The sequence below is a fragment of the Kistimonas ophiarachnellae genome, assembly GCF_057552235.1.
The window spans coordinates 204158-224363 of record NZ_BAAJPA010000010.1; the positions used below are offsets into that span (position 1 = coordinate 204158).

Here is a 20206-nt window from a genome sequence, read left to right on the forward strand (position 1 = left end):
CTGACACCACAAGGTGCGTAACAAAAGTCGTGATATGGCAAGGGTTTTCCGGGCACTTTTTTAATGGCGGGCATAATCTAAAATGCACAGCGTACCCATTACCAGTGATCGTTATAGCATCCTATACTTCGGTCCCTTATCACTATTTTTAAAGGCTGTTGACAACGCTTTCAATGTTGTTAGCGAAAGAACAGACGTTGGCGTCACTACTGATTTTCTTTCGACGATATTCAAGATATCAAGAAAGACATAAGTCATCTCTGAGTCTCTGTCCTGGGCGGACATTTGATCTGGAGTATGATCGTGAGGTGAGGGTGAGGGCAGCAAAGCTGATCGTTCCCATTCTTCAGGGTTCATGAAGGACCTGGAGCGTGGGCGAAGAATAAACGCTTCCTGACTTACCATGCCTGACGGATTCTCTGGTTGTGGTTGCTCAAAGGGGCTCTCTGTTGAAGAAGGAGGCGACTTAAAAAACGATGCGAACCTGCCAAACCAGTTTGAGCTTTTGGGGCTGACGCTTTTCGAAATCTGCCGTTCAAATTTAGCCGCAGTTTTTTCTTGTTTGATCTCTATGGCGGAACTGGCTTCTTCACGGCCTGACTGTTGGAGAGTATTAATCTCTTTGAGTAGGTTATTTAACGAGTTTCTGGCTGCCTTAATATCCTCCATCTGTGAGATTTTGTTAAACTCTTTTAGAAAAAACTGAGAAGGTATTGTGGTATTTTTTGGATCAATGTTTTCCCATTCTTTGCTGAATGTTTTAAATAGTTTGCTGTGGTTAAAAAGTTGATGAATATCCGTTATATTCCTGTTATGTAAAAAAATTAAAAGGTGTAGGTAAAAAATGCGGAGCTGGCAGAGTTCTTCCTCGCTATCAATCAGTTTGCTCTCATACCCTATCCTTGTTATTTCCGCGACACTGAGAAGTCCTGTTACACCGAGTTTTTTCGCTCTATTAAAAAGGAGTTGCAGATCAAATCCTTCTCCCGATATGATCGCTTCGTTGCTAATTTTATGAATATTATGTTCGTACGATTTGCTGAAATTAAAGAGATGTTTGAAAAGTTCCTTTTTATCCACGGGACTTGCAACAGGAATTCTGGCAAGTGAAGTTTGCGGCGTCAGACTTTCAGTCTGTGGAATAGTGGTAGAGCGTGTTGCGGCCTCACTTGCCGCCGACAGACTGGCGGGAGGAGATTCCGGTGAAGCCTTTGGTGCTATCTGACTGCCTGCTGTTGCTCTGGTTTCCATAAGTCGTTCCTGTGATGTGTTAAAAAAAATCTGTAAAACATTACTGACGGTGTCGTGGCCAAGCCACGCGGCGGTTTATGTTGTCGCTTACCTGACCACTTAATTAGATGGGGTTTGGAATCGATCGTCAGTAACCAGAAAGCAAAAATGATTAACATAAAACCGCTTATGTCTGTCATTGATGCGTTGGCGTTAGCCGGGCTGGTGCCGGTGTTTATCGCTGCTGTCTATCAACATTATCCGGTGAGGACGACGTATCCGCTGACGGTTATGAACGCTGGTGCGTGACGTTAGCCAGTTCAACGGCAGATGTTGTCAGAAGGCATGGCGCTATCACGTCGTCCCGGGCCCGGGACATGGATGTGGAATTAGCTGCTCTGATCGTGTTTTCCGCCGGTGACACGCAAGATAATACGAAGAAATATGTTAGGATTCAGGCCTGTTCCCAGTGACTGCGCTGCAACGGTGCGGTCGGTGGGTTCGGCGGTATGGCTGTAAATCTCTAAACGGAAGGCCTTTATGCTCGTAATGATCGATAACTACGATTCTTTCACCTATAACGTTGTCCAGTACCTGGGAGAGCTGGGCGCTGACGTACAGGTGTATCGCAATGATGAGATTACCGTCAGCGAGCTGGAAAAACTGTGGCCAGACCATATCGTGATATCCCCCGGACCCTGCACACCCAATGAAGCTGGTATTTCCATGGAAGCGATTCGCCATTTTGCCGGCCGGATTCCGTTACTGGGCATCTGCCTTGGGCACCAGAGCATGGGACAGGTATTTGGCGGTGATGTGATCCGTGCGAAGCAGGTGATGCATGGCAAGGTGTCCCCGGTGCGACATGAGGGGAAAGGCGTCTTTGCCGGGCTGGACGATCCGCTGACCGTAACCCGTTACCATTCGCTGGTGGTGAGCGCTGAAACACTGCCGGATTGTCTGGAAATCACGGCCTGGACCGAGAATGAAGACGGCAGCATGGATGAGATCATGGGTCTCAGGCACCGCGAACTGGCCATTGAAGGGGTACAGTTCCATCCGGAGTCCATCATGACTGAACAAGGCCATGCATTGCTGGCCAACTTCCTAAAACAACAAATCTGAGTCAGGAGTGGGTGTAGTGGATATCAAACAGGCAATCAGCAAGGTGGTTCAGCACCTGGATCTTGATCAGGATGAGATGGTGTCGGTCATGAAGCAGATCATGACTGGCGAGGCCTCCCAGGCCCAGATTGGCGCGTTCCTCATGGGATTGCGCATGAAAAGCGAAAGTATTGATGAAATTACCGGCGCGACCCTGGTGATGCGGGAACTGGCCAGCAAGGTTGCGGTTCAGGGTGACCATCTGGTTGATATCGTCGGTACCGGCGGTGATGGTGCGAATTTATTCAATGTTTCCACCGCGTCGGCCTTTGTTGCTGCAGCAGCAGGTGCGCAGGTAGCCAAACATGGTAATCGAGGGGTTTCCAGCAGCACGGGCAGTGCGGATCTGCTTCAGGCAGCGGGTGTGAATATTGAACTGAATGCTGAACAGGTGGCGCGTTGTGTCGAAGAGGTCGGTATCGGTTTTATGTTTGCGCCCATGCACCACGCGGCAATGAAATATGCGGTCGGGCCGCGCAAAGAGCTGAGCATTCGCACGTTCATGAACATTCTCGGGCCGATGACCAACCCGGCCGGGGTGCCCAACCAGGTGATTGGTGTCTTTACCCGGGAGCTTTGCCGCCCTATGGCGGAAGTGTTGAACCGTCTTGGCAGCAATCATGTTCTGGTGGTGCATTCCCGCGATGGGCTGGATGAAATCAGTATTGCCAGTGAAACCTATGTGGCGGAGTTGAAAGACGGCAAGGTGACAGAGTACGCCATCAAACCAGAGGAATTGGGTATCAAGAGTGAAAGCCTGATCGGTTTGGCTGTTGATGACTCAGACAGTTCACTGGCGCTGATTCGTGATGCCCTGAGTAAGCGCGAAGGGAAATACGCAGAAAAAGCCGCCAATATGATTGCACTGAATGCAGGGGCGGCAATCTATGCGGCTAATGTCACGGCAACACTCAAGCTGGGTGTGGAAATGGCCCAGGATGCCATCCTGACTGGTTTAGCGCTTGAGAAATTGCAGGAACTGGCCAGTTTCAGCCAGGTATACCGGGAGGCCTGAGGTGACAGAGACAACCCCGACGATTCTCCGCACAATCATTGCCCGCAAGCATGAAGAAATCGCGGAGCGCCAACAGGTTCGCTCGATTGGAGCCCTGAAGGAAGCCGCGCAGGCTGCCAGCCCTGTGCGCGGCTTCGTTCGTGCCATGCAGCAGCGGGTCGATGCCGGGCAGGCAGCGGTGATTGCCGAGATCAAGAAAGCCTCGCCGAGCAAAGGCGTGATTCGGGCGGATTTTCATCCGGCGGAAATCGCTGTCAGCTATGAGCGGGCTGGCGCTGCCTGCCTGTCTGTACTGACGGATGTTGATTTTTTCCAGGGCAGCGACGCCTACCTCCGGGAAGCCAGAGCCGCCTGCGCCTTGCCGGTGATTCGCAAGGATTTCATCGTGGACCCCTATCAGGTCTATGAAGCACGTGCGATCGGGGCGGACTGCATCCTGCTGATAGCGGCGTCTCTGGATGATGCAACCATGCACGGGCTCAATGATCTGGCCCTGTCTCTGGGCATGGATGTGCTGGTGGAAGTCCACAATGCCGAGGAGTTACAGCGTGCGCTGACGCTGGATAATCGCCTGCTCGGGATTAATAACCGTAATCTGCATACATTTGAGGTGTCGCTGGATACCACTTACGAGCTGCTGTCACAGATTCCGGACAGCCGGTTGGTCGTGACTGAAAGCGGTATTCATACCGCTGACGATGTCTCAGCCATGATTGCGCATAACGTCTATGGGTTTCTGGTAGGGGAAGCGTTCATGCGTCAGCCTGACCCTGGGCAGATGCTGAGGGAGTTGTTCGCATCCTGTCTCGACTAGAGGGATATTTACTGAAGAGATAAAAAAAGCCTGGCGGAGAGCACCTCTGCCAGGCTTTTTTTGTTACTTCGTTTCTTTTTTGACCCAGTCCAGGTAATCGGTCAGGCCTGCGGTAATCGGCAGCTGGATGATCTGCGGGACTTCATAACTGTGTTCCGCCACCAGGTAGGCTTCCAGATCAGCATATTTCGCGCAGGTGGTTTTGATCCGCATCAGGATCTCATTTTCAGTCTGCACCTTGCCTTCCCACTGGTAATGGCTCTGTATCTGGCTGGTCTGGACACAGGCGCCCAATCCCTTTTCGATGATCGCCCTTGCGTGGGTATCAGCCTCCAGCTGGGTTGGACAGGTGGTCATTACCACACAATACTCTGTTTTTTTACTCATTGGATGTATGCAGCCCGTCAGTAGTTGAGAGAAAAGAACCAGCAACCACAGGCGTGTGAAGGTAGCCACCCTCGGTACCTCGCCATGCGTGTCCAGATACCTATCAGTCTAACGGTTTTTGAGAAAAGGGCAGGTTCTGGTATGATTCGCCGCCTTTTACATGCCTACCTTCGAATCTTTAAACAATAACGAATGCCTATGACTTTCACTAAGCTCGAGCGATTTTCCCGGTACAAGAACGATGTTTTGTCAGGTCTGACGGTGTCTCTCGCGCTGGTTCCCGAAGCGGTTGCCTTTGCTTTTGTTGCGGGTGTTGGCCCGCTCACCGGCCTGTATGCGGCGTTTATGGTGGGGCTGATTACCTCTGCCCTTGGCGGACGTCCCGGCATGATCTCCGGTGCGACCGGCGCGCTGGCGGTGGTGATGGTGTCGATGGTGACAACCCATGGTGAACAATACTTGTTTGCCACCGTTGTGCTCATGGGGCTCCTGCAAATGCTGGCGGGCGTGTTCAAACTGGGGAAATTCATCCGATTGGTGCCCCATCCGGTGATGCTTGGCTTTGTGAATGGTTTGGCGATTGTGATCTTTCTCGCCCAGCTGGAGCAGTTCAAGATCGTGGGGGCCGATGGCGTTAAGGTCTGGCTCAGTGGCGAGCCGCTCTATCTGATGCTGGCGCTGGTGGCGTTGACCATGGCTATCATCATGCTTCTGCCCCGCCTGACCCGTGCGGTGCCTTCGTCCCTGGCGGCAATCGTTGGTGTCTCGGTGCTGGTGATTGGATTCAATCTGGATACCCGTACAGTCGGTGATGTGGCGTCCATTGCCGGTGGATTGCCGAGCTTCTCTATTCCTTCTGTGCCCATGACCTGGGAAACGCTGGAAATTATCTTCCCCTATGCCGTGATTCTGGCTGCCATTGGCCTGATTGAGTCACTGCTGACGATCAGTGTGATTGATGAGCTGACTGACACCACCGGCCAGAATAACCGGGAATGTGTCGCCCAGGGCGTCGCTAATACCGTGACAGGTTTCTTCGGCGGCATGGGCGGTTGCGCCATGATCGGGCAGAGCATGATCAATGTGAATTCCGGTGGGAGAGGCCGCCTGTCCGGACTTGTTGCAGCACTGATGTTGCTGGTGTTTATCCTGTTTGCCTCGTCCCTGATTGAGCAGATTCCGCTGGCAGCGCTTACCGGGGTAATGTTCATGGTAGTGATCGGCACCTTTGAGTGGAGTAGCCTTCGAATCCTCAACAAGATTCCCGTCAGTGATGCGTTTGTTCTGATTCTGGTGTCTGCGGTGACGGTGTGGACTGACCTGGCGGTTGCCGTGATTGTCGGAGTGATAGTGTCAGCGCTGGTATTTGCCTGGGAGCATGCCAAGCATATCCGTGTGGACCTGCGGATCAATGAAGCAGGCAGCAAAGTCTATGAACTGCATGGTCCGCTGTTCTTCGGCTCAGTCAGTCATTTCATGGCGCTGTTTGACGCCAAGGGTGATCCGGAAGATGTCATTGTCGATTTCCGTTATTCACGGGTTTGTGATCACTCGGGGCTGGAAGCGATCGATACACTGGCCGAGCGTTACTCCAAGGCGGGTAAAAAACTGCATCTTCGTCATTTGACCGAGGAATGCCGCTCGTTGTTGAGCCGTGCACAGGATCTGGTTGAAGTGAATGTGTTGGAAGATCCACACTACCATGTCGCCAGTGACAAACTGGGTTAATGCAAAAAAGCCGGCAATTTGCCGGCTTTTTTATGCTGGATTGATCAGAGTTTAGCGGGTGCCAAAGACAACCATGGTTTTGCCTTTCACGGAGACCAGTTCCTGGTCTTCCAGGTTTTTCAGTACCCGTCCCACCATTTCCCTTGAACAACCCACGATACGACCGATCTCCTGGCGGGTGATGCGAATCTGCATTCCGTCAGGGTGTGTCATGGCATCAGGTTGCTGGCAGAGATCCAGCAAAGTTCGCGCAACACGGCCGGTCACATCCAGAAAGGCGAGGTCACTGACCTTGCGGGTGGTTTGCTTGAGGCGCGCAGCAATCTGGGTGCTGATATCAAACAGGATGCCGGGCATCTCCTTACTTAATTCCCGTATCCGGGTGTAACTGATTTCGGCAATCTCGCAGACGCTACGGGCCTTGACCCAGGCACTGCGAACACTGGTTTCATCATTCAGGAACAAGCCCAACTCGCCGAAGAAATCACCGGCATTCAGGTAGGCAATGATTATTTCACGACCTTCGTCGTCTTCCACGAAGACGGTTACAGAACCTTCAACAATGTAATAAAGGGTGTCGGCCGGGTCGCCGGCGCAGATAATGTTGTTTTTAGCCTTGTAGCGGTGACGGTGGCAGTGCGTCAGAAAACGCTCTTTTTCCGTCAACTGTCGGGACTGTGCGAGTACTACCATAGGTTTCCGGCATCAGTTAATGGTCAGCGAAACGGCCTGATGTGCCAGCAGACGGAAGTGTTTGCCACTTCCCGGCGGCCGACGGGCCGATGTTGTTATCAGTATCAGGGCACCGTGATTTCGAGTACCATTTGCGACATCCATGCCAGTGCCTTCACTCTACGGGTTCACGACTATCAGGTCTGCGAGGCAGGTCACAAACTGTCTAAGTGATCCGCAGGTGGTCGGCGATACTGGATTATAAAGCGCCTGGTGCGGGTGTGTACCCCTCCTGATCATGCAGGATATACAGCCTGCATCACACCCACCGGACAGTGAGTACAGGTAATAACGCGAATGAAAGCACAAGTAAAGTGGGTTGATGGTTTTCGGTTTGTCGGTGAAACCCAGAGTGGGCACTCGGTGGTGATGGATGCGTCACAACAGCACGGGGGCAATAACCTGGGGCCGAGCCCGATGGAGATGATTCTGCAGGGGGTTGGCGGATGCTCATCCATTGATGTGGTCAGTACGCTCCAGAAGTCCCGCCAGGATGTGATAAGCTGCCATGTGGAGATTGAGGCAGAACGTGCTGATGCCGTCCCGGCCGTCTTTACCAAAATTCATCTGCACTTTGTCGTTAAAGGGCGTGACCTGAAAGAAAATCACGTCAGCCGAGCCGTGGCACTGTCAGCTGAAAAATACTGTTCAGCATCCATCATGCTGGGCAAAGCTGGCGTGGAGATCACGCACAGCTTTGAGGTGCAGGAAATCTGATTGCGATAGTTTCTACAGATCAGCCGGGCGGCCACTTCATCTGACGGCCGCCCAGCAGATGCAGATGGATATGGAAGACACTTTGCCCTGCGCCCCGGTTGCAGTTCATGGCAACCCGGTAACCACTTTCCTCAATACCTGCCTCTTTCGCCAGCCGGCTTGCCGTTAGCATCAATTTCCCCAGTACCTGTGTATCACTTTCGTCAGCATCGTTCAGCGTACTGATATGTTTGCGCGGAATGATCAGGCAATGGGTCGGCGCTGCCGGAAAAATATCCCTGAAAGCGATGACGTCGTCGTCTTCATAGACTTTTTCTGCCGGTGCATCTCCTGCAATGATCCGACAGAACAGACAGTCTGTACTCATGGAGGACTCCTGTGAATTATGGGCGCCGTTACTCTTCCGGCATCAGCAGTTCGTGACCAACCACCTTGTCTATCAGGTTGTAGGGGATTTTGTATTTGCGCCCTTCGTATTTTACGACCACGTGCGCATGACACATTCGCACAATGGTGCAGTTGGTGATCTGCTTGCCGTCACTGACCCGGACAATATTGTAGTTATGCAATGAGAGTGACATCGGGTGTTTACCGTCGGTTAATGTCCCAAAGATCAAACGCTGTGCTGGTTGAGCCAGCCGCTAACAGCTGTTTGCATATTTCTGGGCGATACCCTGCCGCTTTGAGCAATCATTTTGTTGATAAAGCCGGGAATGACGATGCGCTTGCCATTGCGTAACCCCTCAATGCCTGCTGCGGCTACGGCTTCTGCTGTCATGGTCGCTGGATTGGAAAAGATTTTTTCTTCGGGAATGCCGGCATTTTCAAAAAAGTGTGTTTTAACTGGCCCCGGGCAGAGCGCCGTGACGGTAATGCCATGAGCTTTCAATTCATGTCCCAGTCCTTCTGACAGGCTCAGCACATAGGCTTTTGACGCATAATAGTTGCTCATCCAGGGGCCAGGTTGGAAACCGGCAACAGAGGCGACGTTAAGAATCCAGCCCTGTTTGCGTTCAGCCATATCCCGGGCAAACAGTTTGCACAGTTCGGCCAGGGTGACGATGTTGAGTTGGATCAGGCGGTATTCATCTTCAAAGTCTGTCGTGATCCAGTCGCCACGTGTGCCGACACCGGCATTATTGATCAGGATGTCGATAGTCAGCCCCTGGGATTTACACCATTCATGCAGGGACAGTGCGGCGCCATTCACGGCAAGGTCCATCGGGCAGGGGGTGACAGTCACGCCAAACTGTTCGGACAGAGTCTTGGCCAGTGCCTGGAGACGTTCGCCATTGCGTGCGACCAGTACCAGGTCATGTTTCTGTTTGGCCAGATAATGGCACATTGCCTCACCGATTCCGGTAGAGGCGCCTGTAATCAGTACTCGTCCTTTCATGGTTCTGCTCCTTGGAGGGTAGTCTGTTGCCCAGCGAGCAGGGACTGGTCGCTGTTCTTATTATTTTGTTGGCGATGCCAGCTGACCAAATGTCTGCTGCCGCCAAATCTCCAACTCGCTGAAGTTTGCCATAATGGCGAGTCCGGATGCTATGACAAATAATAGTGGAAGCATGATTGCCAGCAGATTAATCGTCATGGAAGGTACTTCATCGTGTTGGCCGTATTGATTAGTGCCTCGATTTCCGGGGCGCAGGGCGATGTAGCAGAGAAAGGGAATATTTGTCAGAGGCGTCAGACTGATCAGGCTCAGCCAACCACTGTGACCAATATCATGGAGTCGCCGTATTTGCAGGGGAATGCTGGCCAGTATCGCAAGCAGAAGGGCTGATATTGTCGTTATGATGGCTGCGCCCTGTGGAATGACGGGTGTTGTACCCGTTGCTAGCAACCATGAACTCGATGACAGAACCGCAGCCAATAAAAAGCTCAATGATGTATAGGTAATGAAATGCGCGCGTCCAAGACGGCCCTTTGATGAAAGCGCATCAATTGTCGTGGTGGAAGTCGCTTGCTCAGTTTCCCAGGGAGGAAGTTCCTGGAGGGTATCAAGAATAGTGGGATTGGGAGGGCTGTATCTTGGCTTCTGGATCAATATGCGACAGACAGCACCAGCCCTGGTGATTGCTTCTTCATACTGTCGGGCTTCCTGCTGCCTAAGATTTTTCCGGACAATGATGGGTTGTCCGGAAAACAGGCGTTCAATCTGTGGCGGTTCCGCCCGAAACAGGTCTGTGAAATTCTGTTTAACCTGTGCGGTGTGATGGCCGGGGTGCGTCTCTCCCTCAAAAACAATCTTGTACAGTGTGGTATCCATACGGTGCAATCCTTGCCCTGATTATGGTTATTGGTCTGGGTGTCAGAATGGTCTCACAACCACCAATATCACTATACCAAGCAACAACAGCACCGGAAACTCATTAAAAAAACGGTAAAATTTGTGACTGCGCGTGTTGGTGTCATTGGCAAATACTTTCAGAAACCGACCGCAGACATGATGGTAGCCCAATAACAGAATAATCAGCGCCAGCTTGGCATGGAACCACCCCTGTTTGAGCAGGAGCGGCTGCATATGTAAAAGCCAGAGACCAAAGATCAGTGTCAGGATCATGGACGGGGTGGTAATACCACGGTAGAGCTTTCTTTCCATGACCTTGAAACGCTCAATGCTGATGCTGTCACTGCTCATGGCATGGTAGACATAAAGCCGCGGCAGATAAAACAGACCTGCGAACCAGCAGACCATGCTGATGATATGAAACGCTTTAATCCACAAATAAAGCATTGAAGAGTTATCCCGTATTATTGGTGTCAGTGGGGGACCTGGTACCAGGCTTCGATATCGGCACGGGTAATGATACCAGTAATTGTGTCACCGTTTTTCCTGTTGCGGCTGACCACGTAAAGCGCATTCAGACTGTGCTGATCCATCGTTCTCAAGGCTTCATGCAGAGTGGATTTGATATCAATGGCGCCCACTTCCAGTCGTTTGGCGGGAATGCCCAGCAGGTCTGCAGTTTCAACCAGTGTGTAGTGGGCATCGAATGTCAGCTGTTCCAGCTGGCGCGCCAGTTCGACGGCTGGCATCAGGCTTTGTGGTTTTCCGTTGTGGCTGATGAGTAACCAGCGAGGCTTGGTTTTGAGGGCGTTGTTCAGTTGTTCAAACGGGCAGTGTCGCTCCAGTTGTTGCAGGCTCCGACTCATTACACTGGCAACGCCAGCACGACGCAGCGCCTGGGCGACCGGGTCATGGCGAAAATCCAGGCCATCGGCAGAGAGCATTTGAGTAAATATCGATTGTTGCCGGAATAGCTGGCTGGTGATGAGCCAGGCAATGATGATCGCAATCAGGGATGGCAGAAGAATACTGGGATTTCGTGTTAACTCCAGCACGGTGATCAGTGCCGTCAGTGGCGCTTGCAGAACCGCGCCTAACATGGCGCTCATGCCAACCATGGCTGGAAAACCGCTCACCGTTGCACTGATTCCAAGCATGTTGGTCAGACTACCCACCGTACTGCCTGCGGCTGCGCCTATGAAAAGCGATGGGCCAATTAACCCGCCAGGAACGCCCAGGCCAATACTGGCAGCACTGGTAAACAATTTGCCGATGGTGAGTAGACAGAGGAAGGTGAAACCGAGATTGTTGAACATGATGTCCGACAGCGTCCCATACCCAATACCCATCACCTGTGGCAGCCAGATGGCGGTCAGGCCCGTCAGCAAGGCAGCGCAGGTCAGACGCAGCCATAGCGGGTAAGGATTAGTGCGGGCAAACAGGACAATCAGGCGGCAAAAGCATACGGCCAGCAACCCCATGGTAATCCCGGTAATGATGATCAGCGGGAGCTCGTTGACAGTGGTGACAGTGAGTGATGGCACATGAAAAGCGGGCTCTGTGCCGTAGAGACTACGGGTGATCACCGCTGCGATGACTGATGCCAGCATCACAGGAATAAAGCCAGCGACGGTGTATTCCATGACAACCACTTCCATGGCAAACACAATACCGGCAATCGGGGTGTTAAACAGGGAGGAGATCGCTGCCGCACTGCCGCAGGCGACTAGTACGCGCAGGCTGTTATTGGGAAGGTGTAACCACTGGCCAAGAAGACTGCCGCTGGCGGCGCCCAAATGCACAGCAGGCCCTTCACGTCCGATGGAATGACCGGAAGCTATCGCAGCAACGCCTGCAAAAAACTGAAGTAAAAAAGGTTTAAGCGGGAGTCGTCCCTGGTGCAGACTTAATCGCTCAATTACGTGGGCAATGCCCAGGCGATGCTTGGATTCATGTAACAGGCGAAAGAGTGTCACAATGACAGCGACACCAATAAGTGGCAATAACAGACGAAGGGGCCACTCTAGGGCTGCAAAGTCATCATAATCGGGAGCGGGTAAATACAGACTCGTAAAAAAAGTGATTAATTCCCGAAAACCTGTGGTAACGAGTGCTGTAAACAAGCCGGTCAGCAGCCCCAGCAGGACTAATTGGGGGATCGCATCCGTATCTGCAAGCTGTTGGCGAAAACGATAGAAGGAGGGGCGGCGGGGCGTCAATCGCATCAGTAGGTTCCGCCGGACTGTGGTGTTGCTGGAGTCATGAATTTCCCTGTCATCCAAGAGTTGTCATCATTTTTTTGCCTGCCATTATGCAGAAGCTGGTGTGAATCTCCATGACTCAGGGCAGGTTGATAGTAAGATCTTTCATTATCTGAATGTGATAAGGACGACAGATTACGCGCGTTAATGGCTGTAGATTTTAACTAAAGCCATTTATTATAGCCGGCTGTTTTCGCGGGGCGTCGAGGAGAAATCAGTGATCAAGGTTGGGATTGTTGGTGGAACAGGCTATACCGGAGTCGAATTGTTGCGCTTGCTGGTGCAGCATCCGGCTGTTGAATTGCGGGTGATTACATCACGTTCTGAAGCCGGTCGACGCCTGGATCACATGTTTCCGAGCCTGCGAGGCCATACTGACCTCTGTTTCACTGAGCCGGATGTCGATGCCCTGGCCGAGTGTGATGTGGTCTTTTATGCCACACCCAACGGTGTTGCCATGACCCAGGTGCCGGAACTGCTGGCACGTGGCGTACGGGTGATTGATCTGGCCGCGGATTTCCGGTTGAAAGACGCGGATACCTGGTCTGAATGGTATGGCATGGCGCATGCCTGCCCGGCGTTGCTTGAGGATGCCGTCTACGGATTGCCCGAAGTGAATCGTGCCGAGATCGCGTCAGCACGGCTGGTGGCCAACCCGGGCTGTTACCCAACAGCAGTGCAACTCGGTTTTCTGCCCTTGCTGGAAGCGGGCTTGATCGATGCCGGGACGATGATTGCCGACTGTAAGTCCGGTGTCAGTGGAGCAGGACGACAGGCCAATGTGGGTACACTGTTGTGTGAGACCAGTGAGAGTTTCAAAGCTTACGGTGTGGATGGTCATCGTCACCTGCCTGAAATCAGGCAGGGCTTAAATGCGGTCAGTGGCGATGCCTGTGGGTTGACGTTCGTTCCCCATTTGACCCCGATGATACGAGGCATACATGCCACATTGTATGCACAGCTGACCGATGATAATGCGGATTTGCAGGCACTCTACGAAGCACATTATGCGAGTGAGCCCTTTGTGGATGTGATGCCTGCGGGCTGGGCGCCCGAGACTCGCAGTGTGCGTGGTTCTAACATGTGTCGAATGGCGGTTTGCCGACCAATGGGCGGGAATACCGTGGTGGTACTGTCTGTTATTGATAACCTTGTAAAAGGCGCTGCCGGTCAGGCTGTCCAGAATATGAATATCATGTTCGGGCAGGAAGAGTCGGCAGGCCTGACACAGGTGGCCTTATCACCTTAAGGTTGCCTGTTTTTAATACAATTTGTGTGACTGGAGAACCTTCGCTTGAAGCGTGCGGGAGAAACTGAACCGACTTACCGTGTTGTGCATAACGATCCGGCCCGACGCCGTCGGCAATGGCTGCTGACCGCCGTGATTATGCTGGGTGTAGGACTGAGCGGTTATTACCTGGGCGGTTCCTGGGCCTGGCATGAGATTAAGGTCATGCGTGAAGAGCTGGCTCATAACCAGGCGCTGATTCAGGAGCAAAGTCAGCAGGTTGCCCAATTGAAGCAGCAGATCGCTATTGCTGAACGTGCCGGTCAGATCAATCGCGATGCGGCAGAACTGGTGCGCAAAGATGTACGTCGATTAAAGGACGACAACGCGAGACTGAATCAGGACCTGGCGTTCTATCGGAGCATTATCGCGCCGGAAGAAGAGGAAGGGGCGGTATCCATTCAAAAATTTGAATTGTTGCCGACGGATCAGCCTCGTCACTTCCAGTGGAAGCTGGTAGTGATGCAATCGGCAAAACAACACCAGTTCCTCAAGGGCGAATTACAGGCGACAGTGGTAGGCAAACAGGGAGGCCAATCCGTCAGCTTTGCACTGCACGAGTTGTCGCCACAGCTGGATGACAAGAACATCCGGCTGGGTTTCCGCTATTTTCAGAGTATTCCCGGTGATGGTTCCCGGGGCGAGATCGCGTTGCCGGAAGGGTTTACGCCTGAATACCTGCAGGTGACCGGCCGCATTACCAGCCCGAAGAAACGGGACATCGACCGCAAGTTTAACTGGGTTATCAAAGAGGCGTAGCAATATGTGGGGAAAATCCAAATCCGCGGACAAACCCGTGAATACGGCCAAGGCAGTCGCGCGTAACAGTGATGCAACCACGTTGATTTCGCATGGTACTGAAATCCATGGCGATGTACGCTTCCATGGCAGCATGCATGTGGAAGGCCGGATTGTCGGCGATGTGGTGTCGGATGACGGCGTGTTGCGGTTGGCTGAAGCCGGCAGCATTGAAGGGGATATCCGAGCCCCCAACGTGGTTGCGAACGGCAAGGTCAAGGGCAATGTCTACGCCACGGAGCGTCTGGAACTGGCGGCCAAGGCCGAGATCAGCGGTAATGTCCATTACAGCCTGATCGAGATGGTCATGGGCGCACAGGTGAATGGCAGTCTCGAACATATGCCCAAACTGGCTGAAACCAAGGTTTCTGAAATTCCGTTAAAGAATAAAGACGGAAAGAAATCCGCCGACAAGGAACGTATTGAAAAGCAGGCCATGCAGGTTGAGGTTGAGGGGAACTGAGGATTGTCAGTTCCTGTAACCTGAGAATGTTGACTGGAATACTCGGTTAATTGAATAATTGTTGACGTTGATAATGCAGTACTTCGGGAGCACGAATGTCCGCCGCTGAGACCTTTATACCTGAGCCAATTACCTTCACCGAAAACGCCGCCACCAAAGTGCGCGACCTGGTGGAGGATGAGGGCAATGATCGCCTGATGCTCAGGGTGTTTGTAACCGGTGGCGGCTGCTCCGGTTTTCAGTATGGGTTCACCTTTGATGAAGAGCTGAATGACGATGATACCGTTGTTGAAAAGCTCGGCGTGAAAATGGTGGTAGACCCGATGAGCTTCCAGTACCTGGTCGGTTCGGAAGTGGATTATGTGGAAGGGTTGGAAGGTTCGCGCTTTATCGTGAATAACCCTAATGCCACCAATACCTGCGGCTGTGGTTCCTCGTTCACGATCTGATGTTTGTCGCCAGCTGAAGCCTTCAGCTGGCTGATGCCTTTCTTCTATTGCTTTTCAGGCGACTCAAATCACTCAGGCCGGATAGATTCCGCCAAGGATTCGTTGTCCTTTGGCGTTGGTGACGCTGGGAAGGTTGCCGGGCAAGCCGTGGATGGTCTGTCGGGCAAGCCACGCAAAAGCGACGGCTTCAACCCATTCGGCTGCGAGTCCGAGTGAACGTGTGCTACTGACGGTGATATCGGGCAGATGAAAAGCGATTCGTTCAAGTAGCGCGCTGTTGTATGCACCGCCGCCACAGACAAACAACTCCTGGCAGTCGACGGCATAGCGTTGGATATCGGCGGCAATACTTTTCGCCGTCAGTTCCATCAGGGTTGCCTGAACGTCGGCGGGAGCCAGGGCGCTATGTTTGTTAAGGAAACTATTCAACCATTCGGTATTGAAATGTTCTCTCCCCGTACTTTTGGGCGGCTGTCTGCTGAAATAGACATCGGATAAGCAGTCATGCAGCAGGGCTTGATCGACAGTCCCACTGGATGCCCAGCTGCCATTGAGATCATAGCGGGTTCTCTGGTGTTTCTGGTTCCAGTAATCCATGAGCGCATTGCCAGGGCCTGTATCGAAACCACTGACTGGAATGTGCTTAGCCGTAGGCAGAATGCTGATGTTGGCAATACCGCCAATATTCAGGATAACGCGGCTTTTTTCCGGGTGGCGAAAGACGGCTTCATGAAAAGCCGGCACCAGAGGCGCACCCTGCCCACCGGCAGCCATATCACGTCGCCGGAAGTCGGCAACAGTGAGAATACCGGTCAACTCGGCAATATGGCTTGGGCTGCCAATCTGCAGTGTATTACCCACTTCCGGCAGGTGGCGGATGGTCTGGCCATGGCTGCCAATAGCCTGTATATCTGAAGCAGGTATCGAGGCCTCTTTCAGCAGAATGCTCACGGCCTGGGCGCTGATTTCTGCGACCTGAATATCGGCTTTTGCTAAACGTGTTATTTCACTGGGGCCATCCTGGCAGAGCGCAAAGAGTGATTTGCGCAGTGTTTCTGGCAGGGGAATCGAAACCTGATGCTTCTGCAAAGGAAATGATGACCCCAGGTCAACCAGCACGGCATCCATTGCATCCATGCTGGTGCCTGACATGAGGCCAATATACAGTTCTGAATCGGGTTCAGCGGGTTGCATCGTCACTGTTGGTACTTTTAGCCGCTAACAGGGTGCCGCTTTGACGGGTTTCCAGTTCGGCCAGCATCACGCGGGTGACCCGGCCGAAATGTGCCATCTCTGATTTGGGCAGCGGTTTGGCATCAGGTAATTTGACCTTGAGCGGGTTGCGGTGCACACCATTGACCCGGAATTCATAGTGCAAATGAGGACCTGTTGCGTAACCTGTCATACCGACGTAGCCGATAATCTGGCCCTGTTTAACGCGTACCCCCTTACGCATGCCTTTCCGGATATTGCGCATATGGGCATAGACGGTGGTGATGCTGTTGGGGTGATTAATGTACACCACGTTACCGTAACCACGCTGCTTGCCAGCAAAGTGGATGGTGCCGTCACCGGAAGCCTTGATGGGCGTGCCGGAAGGCGCTGCGTAATCGACAGCACGGTGTGGCCGGTTGGTTTTGAAGATCGGGTGTTTACGGTTCGGGTTATAACCGGAACTGATCCGGGTGAAGTCAACCGGTGTGCGGATAAAGGATTTACGCAGGCTTTCTCCTTGGGGAGAGTAATAATCCGTCTTACCTTTGCTGTCGGTATAACGGATGGCCCGATAGATTTCTCCGCGATTCTGGAATTCTGCCGCAAGAATGTTGCCGTAGCCGATCGACTTGCCATCCAGGAATTTCTCTTCATAGATCAGGCTGAAGCTGTCATTGCTGCGGATATCCAGAACAAAATCGATATCCCAGCCAAAAATATTGGCCAGTTCCATGGTCAGTTTGTCTGGTAGTCCTGCCCGGTTGGCGGATAAGAACAGGGAATCTGTAATAACACCGGCAACGTGATTTTGGCGAATCTCAGGCTTTCGTATCACTTCTTCAGCGGCGAAGCTGTCATCACTGCGGGTAAAATGCAGGCTTTCCAGTTGGGTGCGGACATAACGCAATTGCTGGAGCTCGCCATCAGTGAAGCCAAATTCGAGTGTTTGCCCTGGTCTGATAGAGGCCAGCGATTTACCTTCTTTGCTGCTGCTGACCAGCTTATGCAGAGTGTTGGCACTTAATCCCTGTTTGGAGAAAATCACTGACAGGGTATCGCCTGATTTAATCGTGACGTGTTTCCAGTCAATGGAAGGAACAACGGGCGCTGCTGCTTTTTGTGTTTCGTTATTACCGGCAGCTGGTGGCTGCGTCAGATTTTTGTCGATAATCTCGGCTAAACTGTCGGATGTCTCAATGGCCAAGGGGATTTCTGTGCGCTTGGCAGAAACAGGCTCAGAGGGAACAATGATCAACAACAGGGAAACAACAGCCATTAATCCCGCCGCCAGAGCGAGATGACGTTTCGGAAAGGCTTTCAGTGATTGTTGCGTAGCGCGGCGGTGATTGGTCATACTCCCGGGGCCAAAATAACTTTAGTTCGCTGGATATTAATAAAAATAGATTATAAACGCATATTTTTTACGGTAATAGTCAGTAAGCGTCGGCTTTACACGATCATAAGCTGCACTACATCCTGATCACAAACCAGAGTGTTCATTTATTTACTCTTCGGGCAGGGAAAGCGGTTGTCTTTTTAATGTTTTACGGTATGTTTTGGCGTTTGCAATTTTCTGCTACAGCGCGCACCGCGCGATTTAGATGGCTGAGTTTCTATCCGGCACGCCGGACAATGACAGGTAGTGAGTGATGTCAGACGATCAAAACGCATTATTGCAGGATCTGCAGGCCCGTGGGCTGATTAACCAGGTGACCGCAGTCGAGGAGTTGGCGGAGCATCTGGCCAGCGGCTCCCGTACGCTGTATTGCGGTTTCGATCCGACTGCTGACAGCCTGCACCTGGGCCACCTGGTGCCGCTGCTCGTACTGCGCCGTTTTCAGGAGGCGGGTCATAAGCCTATCGCGCTGGTGGGTGGTGCCACTGGTCTGATCGGTGATCCCAGTTTCAAAGCTGCGGAGCGACAGCTGAATACGGGCGATGTTGTCGCCGACTGGGCTGACAAAATTCGTGGTCAGGTTAGCCAGTTTATTGATTTCGATTGTGGTGAGAATGCGGCAATTGTCGCCAATAACCTGGACTGGACCGGTGACATGAACGTCCTCGCTTTCCTGCGCGATGTGGGTAAGCACTTCTCTGTCAACAATATGATCAACAAGGAATCTGTGAAGCAGCGCATTGAGCGTGAAGGTTCCGGTATCTCCTTTACCGAATTTTCCTACATGCTGTTGCAGTCTCTGGACTTTGCTGAACTGAATCGTTTGCATAGCTGTACTTTGCAGATTGGCGGCAGTGACCAGTGGGGTAACATCGTTGGTGGTATCGATCTGGCTCGTCGCATGAACAAGGCGCAGACGTATGGTCTGACCGTTCCCCTGGTTACTAAAGCGGATGGCACCAAGTTTGGTAAAACAGAATCCGGTGCGGTTTGGCTGGATTCCAGCAAGACATCCCAGTACGCGTTCTACCAGTTCTGGATGAATACTGCGGATGCTGATGTTTATAAATTCCTGCGGTACTTCACTTTCCTCAGCATGGAAGAAATCCGTGGTATTGAAGAAGAAGATGCGCAGATTCAAGGGCGTAAGACCGGTCAGGGGATTCTGGCCCGTGAAGTGACCCGTCTGGTGCATGGTGAAGAAGGTCTTCGTTCTGCAGAGCGTATCACTGAAGCTCTGTTCTCAGGTGAGCTTTCCGGATTGTCCGAGCATGATCTGGAACAACTGCGTCTGGATGGTCTGCCTTCATCAACAGTTGCGCTCGACGAGTTGGACGGTGTGCCTATGACGCAGCTGTTTGCAGATCATGGCGTTGCGCCATCCGGCAAGCAGGTAAAGGATGCACTGGGTCGCAATGCGGTGACATTTAATGGTGTTGCCAAGTCTATGGATGACAATATGAAGCTGCCAGAATGCTTTGCCCGGGATAATGCCCTCTATGGACGCTTCTTCCTCGTTAAGCTGGGCAAGAAAAAGCACCACCTGTTTGAAGTGCAATAAGCTAGCATTTTGAAGTCATAAAAAAGGCCGGAATGATCCGGCCTTTTTCTTTATTTGCTTTCCAGGTAATTGATCACTGTATCGTGGTGATCCTTGGTTTTGAATTTATCAAAGACCTTCTCAATGACACCGTCTTCATTAATAAGGAAGCTGATACGGTGAATGCCGTCATATTCCTTGCCCATGAATTTCTTGAGTCCCCAAACGCCAAACTGATCAGCAACAGCATGGTCCTCATCGGAGAGCAGCGTAAAATTCAGGTCATGCTTGGCAATGAATTTCCCCAATCGTGCGACAGGGTCAGGGCTGATTCCAAGAACAACAACGCGATGCTGGTCGAGTGCATCTTTGCTGTCGCGCAGACCGCAGGCCTGGGTTGTACATCCTGGCGTCATTGCTTTGGGATAAAAATACACCAGTACCTTATTCTTACCGGCAAAATCGCTGAGCGATACGGTATTGCCATCTTGATCCGATAAGGAGAACGCGGGGGCTTGGCTGCCTGCCTCCAGATATTTCATGGTGTTACTGCTCCATCGTCATGGTGTTTTTGAAAGTTTGGGGTGGGGATTATACCTAAATATTGCCAGGGCACTTGATGTCTTCAGGCTTATCGATAGAATGCGCCTCCTGTTGCGGTCAGCTTCATAGCGACCCGGTCGTCAAACGCCGAATTATCCTCTGGATGAAACGAG

General features: G+C 52.2%; 24 protein-coding genes. 11 read left to right on the forward strand and 13 right to left on the reverse strand.

Features of this window, described 5'->3' with window-relative positions:
* Positions 1-111: 111 nt before the first annotated feature.
* The gene (locus AC27K1_RS14255; RefSeq protein WP_487151458.1) at positions 112-1251 is read right to left on the reverse strand and encodes a hypothetical protein; all 1140 of its coding nucleotides are present in this window, start codon (positions 1249-1251) and stop codon (positions 112-114) included.
* A gap of 147 nt (positions 1252-1398) precedes the next feature.
* On the opposite strand from AC27K1_RS14255, the gene AC27K1_RS14260 reads away from it, so the two are divergent.
* The 4 genes from AC27K1_RS14260 to trpC all read left to right on the forward strand — a co-directional run bounded on the left by AC27K1_RS14260 (position 1399) and on the right by trpC (position 4223).
* Complete coding sequence (locus tag AC27K1_RS14260) at positions 1399-1539, forward strand: hypothetical protein (RefSeq protein WP_487151460.1); 141 nt, start codon at positions 1399-1401, stop codon at positions 1537-1539.
* 231 nt (positions 1540-1770) lie between these two features.
* Complete coding sequence (locus tag AC27K1_RS14265; RefSeq protein WP_487151461.1) at positions 1771-2355, forward strand: anthranilate synthase component II; 585 nt, start codon at positions 1771-1773, stop codon at positions 2353-2355.
* Between the two features lie 16 nt (positions 2356-2371).
* Entirely contained in the window at positions 2372-3409 is a 1038-nt protein-coding gene (trpD, locus tag AC27K1_RS14270) for an anthranilate phosphoribosyltransferase (RefSeq protein WP_487151462.1), read from the forward strand.
* Position 3410: 1 nt separating this feature from the next.
* Positions 3411-4223, forward strand: a complete 813-nt coding sequence (trpC, locus tag AC27K1_RS14275; protein WP_487151463.1) for an indole-3-glycerol phosphate synthase TrpC — start codon at positions 3411-3413, stop codon at positions 4221-4223.
* 63 nt (positions 4224-4286) lie between these two features.
* Here trpC and cutA read toward each other — a convergent pair whose 3' ends face one another.
* Positions 4287-4610 (reverse strand): divalent-cation tolerance protein CutA, encoded by a 324-nt coding sequence (gene cutA / locus AC27K1_RS14280; RefSeq protein WP_395180993.1) that lies wholly within the window; start codon positions 4608-4610, stop codon positions 4287-4289.
* A 198-nt stretch (positions 4611-4808) separates the two neighbouring features.
* Here cutA and AC27K1_RS14285 point away from each other — a divergent pair, with 198 nt between their 5' ends.
* Complete coding sequence (locus AC27K1_RS14285; protein WP_487151465.1) at positions 4809-6338, forward strand: SulP family inorganic anion transporter; 1530 nt, start codon at positions 4809-4811, stop codon at positions 6336-6338.
* Between the two features lie 51 nt (positions 6339-6389).
* Here the strand turns inward: AC27K1_RS14285 and crp are convergent, their stop codons facing one another.
* Both crp and AC27K1_RS14295 read right to left on the reverse strand, forming a co-directional pair.
* Complete coding sequence (gene crp / locus AC27K1_RS14290; RefSeq protein ID WP_487151466.1) at positions 6390-7031, reverse strand: cAMP-activated global transcriptional regulator CRP; 642 nt, start codon at positions 7029-7031, stop codon at positions 6390-6392.
* Between the two features lie 12 nt (positions 7032-7043).
* Positions 7044-7175 carry a hypothetical protein gene (locus tag AC27K1_RS14295; RefSeq protein ID WP_395179621.1) on the reverse strand — a complete coding sequence of 44 codons (132 nt, stop codon included), beginning with the start codon at positions 7173-7175 and terminating at the stop codon, positions 7044-7046.
* Between the two features lie 192 nt (positions 7176-7367).
* Between AC27K1_RS14295 and AC27K1_RS14300 the strand changes: the two genes are divergently transcribed.
* Positions 7368-7787, forward strand: a complete 420-nt coding sequence (locus tag AC27K1_RS14300; RefSeq protein WP_395180989.1) for an OsmC family protein — start codon at positions 7368-7370, stop codon at positions 7785-7787.
* Positions 7788-7806: 19 nt separating this feature from the next.
* Here the strand turns inward: AC27K1_RS14300 and AC27K1_RS14305 are convergent, their stop codons facing one another.
* Genes AC27K1_RS14305 through AC27K1_RS14330 form a run of 6 tightly spaced genes read right to left on the reverse strand, consistent with a single transcriptional unit; the run spans position 7807 to position 12305 of the window.
* Positions 7807-8154: a histidine triad nucleotide-binding protein gene (locus AC27K1_RS14305; RefSeq protein ID WP_487151468.1), complete on the reverse strand. Its 348-nt coding sequence runs from the start codon at positions 8152-8154 to the stop codon at positions 7807-7809.
* A 28-nt stretch (positions 8155-8182) separates the two neighbouring features.
* The gene (locus AC27K1_RS14310; protein WP_395179618.1) at positions 8183-8368 is read right to left on the reverse strand and encodes a hypothetical protein; all 186 of its coding nucleotides are present in this window, start codon (positions 8366-8368) and stop codon (positions 8183-8185) included.
* A gap of 32 nt (positions 8369-8400) precedes the next feature.
* Entirely contained in the window at positions 8401-9183 is a 783-nt protein-coding gene (locus AC27K1_RS14315) for an SDR family NAD(P)-dependent oxidoreductase (protein ID WP_487151469.1), read from the reverse strand.
* Between the two features lie 60 nt (positions 9184-9243).
* The gene (locus tag AC27K1_RS14320) at positions 9244-10059 is read right to left on the reverse strand and encodes a DUF805 domain-containing protein (RefSeq protein ID WP_487151471.1); all 816 of its coding nucleotides are present in this window, start codon (positions 10057-10059) and stop codon (positions 9244-9246) included.
* Between the two features lie 42 nt (positions 10060-10101).
* Entirely contained in the window at positions 10102-10527 is a 426-nt protein-coding gene (gene hemJ, locus AC27K1_RS14325; RefSeq protein WP_487151472.1) for a protoporphyrinogen oxidase HemJ, read from the reverse strand.
* Positions 10528-10553: 26 nt separating this feature from the next.
* Positions 10554-12305 (reverse strand): chloride channel protein, encoded by a 1752-nt coding sequence (locus AC27K1_RS14330; protein WP_487151473.1) that lies wholly within the window; start codon positions 12303-12305, stop codon positions 10554-10556.
* A 253-nt stretch (positions 12306-12558) separates the two neighbouring features.
* On the opposite strand from AC27K1_RS14330, the gene argC reads away from it, so the two are divergent.
* From argC to erpA, 4 genes are all read left to right on the forward strand, one after another.
* A complete protein-coding gene (gene argC, locus AC27K1_RS14335; RefSeq protein WP_487151474.1) occupies positions 12559-13590 on the forward strand; it encodes an N-acetyl-gamma-glutamyl-phosphate reductase in 1032 nt (343 codons plus the stop codon).
* Positions 13591-13635: 45 nt separating this feature from the next.
* Positions 13636-14388 carry a DUF6776 family protein gene (locus tag AC27K1_RS14340; protein ID WP_487151476.1) on the forward strand — a complete coding sequence of 251 codons (753 nt, stop codon included), beginning with the start codon at positions 13636-13638 and terminating at the stop codon, positions 14386-14388.
* A 4-nt stretch (positions 14389-14392) separates the two neighbouring features.
* Positions 14393-14890 carry a bactofilin family protein gene (locus AC27K1_RS14345; RefSeq protein ID WP_487151478.1) on the forward strand — a complete coding sequence of 166 codons (498 nt, stop codon included), beginning with the start codon at positions 14393-14395 and terminating at the stop codon, positions 14888-14890.
* Between the two features lie 95 nt (positions 14891-14985).
* On the forward strand, positions 14986-15339 hold the full coding sequence (gene erpA, locus AC27K1_RS14350) for an iron-sulfur cluster insertion protein ErpA (RefSeq protein WP_487151480.1): 354 nt from the start codon (positions 14986-14988) through the stop codon (positions 15337-15339).
* 72 nt (positions 15340-15411) lie between these two features.
* Here the strand turns inward: erpA and AC27K1_RS14355 are convergent, their stop codons facing one another.
* Entirely contained in the window at positions 15412-16533 is a 1122-nt protein-coding gene (locus AC27K1_RS14355; protein WP_487151481.1) for an anhydro-N-acetylmuramic acid kinase, read from the reverse strand.
* Positions 16520-17908, reverse strand: coding sequence for an OapA family protein (locus AC27K1_RS14360; RefSeq protein ID WP_487151483.1), 1389 nt, complete (start codon positions 17906-17908; stop codon positions 16520-16522). The genes AC27K1_RS14355 and AC27K1_RS14360 overlap by 14 nt, the downstream gene beginning before the upstream one ends.
* A gap of 295 nt (positions 17909-18203) precedes the next feature.
* On the opposite strand from AC27K1_RS14360, the gene tyrS reads away from it, so the two are divergent.
* Positions 18204-19511 (forward strand): tyrosine--tRNA ligase, encoded by a 1308-nt coding sequence (tyrS, locus tag AC27K1_RS14365; RefSeq protein WP_487151485.1) that lies wholly within the window; start codon positions 18204-18206, stop codon positions 19509-19511.
* 50 nt (positions 19512-19561) lie between these two features.
* Here tyrS and bcp read toward each other — a convergent pair whose 3' ends face one another.
* A complete protein-coding gene (bcp, locus tag AC27K1_RS14370) occupies positions 19562-20032 on the reverse strand; it encodes a thioredoxin-dependent thiol peroxidase (RefSeq protein WP_487151487.1) in 471 nt (156 codons plus the stop codon).
* Between the last annotated feature and the right edge of the window lie 174 nt (positions 20033-20206).